Annotated in this window: 1 protein-coding gene; it reads left to right on the forward strand. The window is 77.4% G+C overall.

What is annotated here, in order from left to right:
* Positions 1–161 precede the first annotated feature (161 nt).
* A partial coding sequence (locus IE249_RS07490; protein ID WP_229857777.1) for a DUF5134 domain-containing protein occupies positions 162–620 on the forward strand: 459 nt, incomplete at its 3' end.

Raw genomic sequence — 620 nt, forward strand, 5'->3', positions numbered from 1 at the left:
TGGCGCGTTCCGGCGGGCGCACGGTCTCGCGCCGCGCTCCGCCGCACGCTCCCCTGTGCTTCCTCGCGCTCGCGTGCGAAGCGCGTGCCACGGGCATCCCTTCAGCGACCGGCCCGGCCGCCGCACCGCGGCCCGGGAGTCGTGGAGCGGGGAGGTGGGGGGTGCACGGACCGGCTTCGCCCGGCTGGCTGCTGGTCGCGCTGTGCGCGGCGACCGGGGCCTACTGTCTGCTGCGGATGCGCAGCACCGTCGAGGAGCAGCGGCGCACCGCGGGCGGCGAGGCGCTGATGAGTTTCGGCATGGCCGCCATGGCCGTGCCCGCGGCCGCGTTCACCCCGCCCGCGTGGGCGTGGCCGGCGTACGCGGTGGTGTTCGGCGCGGCGGCGCTGCGCGCCCTGTGGTCGGCGCGCAGGAGCGCGCACCATCTGCACCACCTCATAGGCGCCGCGGCCATGGTGTACATGGCCGTGGTGATGGCCGCCGCGCCCGCCGCGCACCACCACGCGCACGGCGCGTCCGGGGTGCCGCTGGTGACCGGCGCGCTGCTGCTGTACTTCGTGGGCTATGTCCTGTTGACGGGCACCCGCCTGGTCCCGGCCGGACCGGCGCCCGCGGGCGCC

Origin of the sequence: Streptomyces anandii JCM 4720, assembly GCF_014650655.1 — a bacterium.
Taxonomy (GTDB): domain Bacteria; phylum Actinomycetota; class Actinomycetes; order Streptomycetales; family Streptomycetaceae; genus Streptomyces; species Streptomyces anandii.